Origin of the sequence: Uruburuella suis (assembly GCF_004341385.1) — a bacterium.
Classification (GTDB): Bacteria; Pseudomonadota; Gammaproteobacteria; order Burkholderiales; family Neisseriaceae; genus Neisseria; species Neisseria suis.
Genome location: NZ_SLXE01000061.1, coordinates 1 through 3,326, shown reverse-complemented (window position 1 = coordinate 3,326; position 3,326 = coordinate 1). Strand labels below are relative to the sequence as shown.

Sequence of the window (3,326 nt, the reverse complement as noted above, 5' to 3'; positions counted from 1 at the left end):
AAAAATAACCTTACAAAATAAAAGCAGTTCGGCAGCATCATCCGCGTAGGTCGGATTCTTGAATCCGACATTTGGCCAACGGCCAAAGCGATGTGTGTGCCTTGTTCTGCGAACAAGTGTCGGATTCAAGAATCCGACCTACGCGGATGATGTTGCCGAACTGCTTTTATTTTGTAAGGTTATTTTTTAGAATTGGTATAAAGGCCGTCTGAAACTTTTTTCAGACGGCCTTTTCAGATACAAACCGGTGCACACTCACCAAGCCGCCCACACATACCAGCCCAGCGCCAACACGGCCGCCGCCAGCAGCACCCAGGCGCTGATGTGCACCACTTCGCTGATGGCGCGTTTTTGGCTGCGACTGAACAAACGGTGCACAATCAGGCCGATAAGGGCGAGCAAAAAGAAAATTCTTAAAATACGGCCTATCATTTAGATTTCCCAAAGGCCGTCTGAAAGATCTTGAAAGATTGGTTTCTCAAACGGCCATACCAAGCCCACAAAACGGCTTCAAGCCGCTATAATAACCGCTTTCCGTATGTTTTCCCAATAACGATGACCGACAAACACGGCGTGTGGCTGGTTGCCCCGCAAAAAATTCCGTTCAACACTCCGCTGATGCTGCAAAACGGCCAGCAGCTGCCGCGTTTCGACCTGATGATAGAAACCTATGGCACGCTCAATGCCGATAAAAGCAATGCCGTGTTGATTTGCCATGCCTTGTCGGGCAACCACCATGTGGCGGGGCGGCATGCGGCCGGCGATAAATATCCGGGCTGGTGGGACAATATGGTGGGGCCGGGCAAACCCATCGACACAGACCGCTTTTTTGTGGTGGGTCTCAATAATTTGGGCGGCTGCCACGGCAGCACCGGCCCTTTGTCGATCAACCCCGAAAGCGGCGAAGATTACGGTGCCGATTTTCCGGTGGTGACGGTGAAAGATTGGGTGAAATCGCAAGCCATGCTCGCCGATTATTTGGGCATCACGCAATGGGCGGCGGTGGTGGGCGGCAGCCTCGGCGGCATGCAGGCCTTGCAATGGGCGATTGATTATCCCGAGCGGGTGCGCCATGCACTGGTGATCGCCTCGTCGCCCAAGCTTTCCACCCAAAATATCGCGTTTAACGATGTGGCGCGGCAGGCGATTTTAACCGACCCCGATTTTCACGGCGGCCATTATGCCCGCCACCACACGCTGCCCAAGCGCGGCCTGAAAATCGCCCGTATGATGGGCCACATTACCTATTTGGCGGAAGACGGGCTGGGCAAAAAATTCGGCCGCGAATTGCACAGCGATGGTTTTCAATATGGTTATGATGTTGAATTTGAAGTAGAATCTTATCTTCGCTATCAAGGCGACAAATTTGCCGGCCAATTCGATGCCAACACTTATCTGCTAATGACCAAAGCGCTTGATTATTTCGACCCCGCCGCTGAATACGGCAACAATCTGCAAGCGGCGCTGGCGCACACCCGCGCCGGCTTTTTCGTGGCCAGCTTCAGCAGCGACTGGCGTTTTTCCCCCGAGCGCTCGCATGAATTGGTGAAGGCGCTGATTGCCGCGCAAAAGCCGGTGCAATATATCGAGGTGGAATCGCACCACGGCCACGATGCCTTTTTGATGGAAGATGCGCCTTATACCCGCGCCGTGCGTGCGTATATGCACAATGTTTATCAGGAGCGGCAGGCATGATATTGCGCGACGACTTACAATTGATTTACGACTGGGTGCCCGAGGGCAGCCGCGTGCTCGATTTGGGCTGCGGCGACGGAGAGCTTTTATCGGCGCTGGTGGCGCACAAACAATGCAGCGGCTATGGCGTGGAAATCGATACCGACAGCGTGATTGCTGCCATCGGCCGCGGTGTGAACGTGATTCAGGCCGATTTGGAGCAGGGCTTGCTGGCATTCGGCGATCACAGTTTCGATGTGATTGTGCTCAGCCAAACCATACAGGCCATGCAAAACACCGAAACCATTTTGCAAGACCTCACCCGCGTGGCCGGGCAGGCGATTGTGTCGTTTCCCAATTTCGGCTATTGGCGCAACCGATTGCAAATCGCGCTTTTGGGCCATATGCCGGTGTCGGAGCGCATGCCGTATCAATGGTATAACACGCCCAATATTCATTGGTGCACCTTGCAGGATTTCGACCGCTTGTGCGCCAAAAACAATATCCGCGTGCTCGAACGCGCGGTGATGACCGGCAGCAAACGCGTGGATACGCTGCCCAATCTGCTGGGCAGCTTGGCGTTTTACCGCGTGGGCTGAAAATGTGAAAACAAGGCCGTCTGAAAAAAGTTTCAGACGGCCTTGTTTTGCAAGCGGATTGTCAAGGATTGAGCACGAGCGGGAGCGGCGGGTAGGTTGGGTTTATACCAAACCTAAAAAAAACCTTACAAAATAAAAGCAGTTCGGCAGCATCATCCGCGTAGGTCGGATTCTTGAATCCGACGTTTAGCCAACAGCCAAAGCGATGTGCGTGCCTTGTTCTGCGAACAAGTGTCGGATTCGAGAATCCGACCTACGGGCTGAAACTTTTTTCAGACGGCCTTGTTTTGCAAGCGGATTGTTAAGGATTGAGCACGAGCGGAAGCGGCGGGTAGGTTGGGTTGTAAACCCAACAAATCCACAAGCCGTCTGAAACGTTGGGTTATCAACCCAAGCTACGCTGCTTTAGCATACTGTTTTCTAAACTTTTTTGTATTTCACAATAGTGCGGCAAGACGGGGCAACGCAGTAAGGTTATTTTTTTGAATGCGTATCATCAGGGATTTGCCGCAAGCGGGCGCAGTTGCAAAGCCAAGTTTTCATTTTTCACACGCACCAATAAATCGATATTCGGATGTTTGCCCGGATGCGCCGCGGCATCGGCCACATGTTCGGCAAAAAGCACCAAGCCGCGCTCGGCGGCTGCGGCATTCAGGCGGCCGTTGAATTCGACAGCCAGCGCGTGGTAAAGCTTGAGCGAGCCGAGCTTGCCGGGCGCGGCGGGAATGTGGTGGATAGCGCTGCCTGTTTCATCGCACACATCCAGGCCGCTCAGATGGTCGATGGCGGGCAGGGTGGCGAGGTTTTCTTGGAAATTCATAATCATCCTTGGATGGTAAATATCATTAATACCCATTCGAAAAAATAAGATAACAAGGCGGCGAGCCGAAGACAGTACACCTAGGGTCTGTTCACATTTCATCACGCGGTAATCTTTTGGCTCAAAAACGTGCATGCTGCGTTGAAAATGCTCGCAAGGTGTTCAACCTTGCTGCGCTTTTCGCCTTGCAAGCGCGCTTTTGCGCTCAAAATCTTACGCACGGATGAAATGTG

Annotated in this window: 4 protein-coding genes; 2 read left to right on the top strand and 2 right to left on the bottom strand. The window is 52.9% G+C overall.

Going from position 1 to position 3,326, the window contains the following annotated elements; genetic code table 11:
• Positions 1–255 precede the first annotated feature (255 nt).
• Entirely contained in the window at positions 256–432 is a 177-nt protein-coding gene (locus tag EV680_RS11985; RefSeq protein ID WP_165870949.1) for a protein MIGRI, read from the bottom strand.
• A gap of 123 nt (positions 433–555) precedes the next feature.
• Between EV680_RS11985 and metX the strand changes: the two genes are divergently transcribed.
• The gene (gene metX / locus EV680_RS11855; RefSeq protein WP_132954949.1) at positions 556–1,695 is read left to right on the top strand and encodes a homoserine O-succinyltransferase MetX; all 1,140 of its coding nucleotides are present in this window, start codon (positions 556–558) and stop codon (positions 1,693–1,695) included.
• Entirely contained in the window at positions 1,692–2,273 is a 582-nt protein-coding gene (gene metW, locus EV680_RS11850) for a methionine biosynthesis protein MetW (protein ID WP_132954948.1), read from the top strand. Before metX ends, metW begins: the two co-directional genes overlap by 4 nt.
• 496 nt (positions 2,274–2,769) lie before the next feature.
• On the opposite strand, the gene EV680_RS11845 is transcribed toward metW, so the two are convergent.
• A complete protein-coding gene (locus EV680_RS11845; RefSeq protein WP_132954947.1) occupies positions 2,770–3,093 on the bottom strand; it encodes a DUF2322 family protein in 324 nt (107 codons plus the stop codon).
• Positions 3,094–3,326 lie beyond the last annotated feature (233 nt).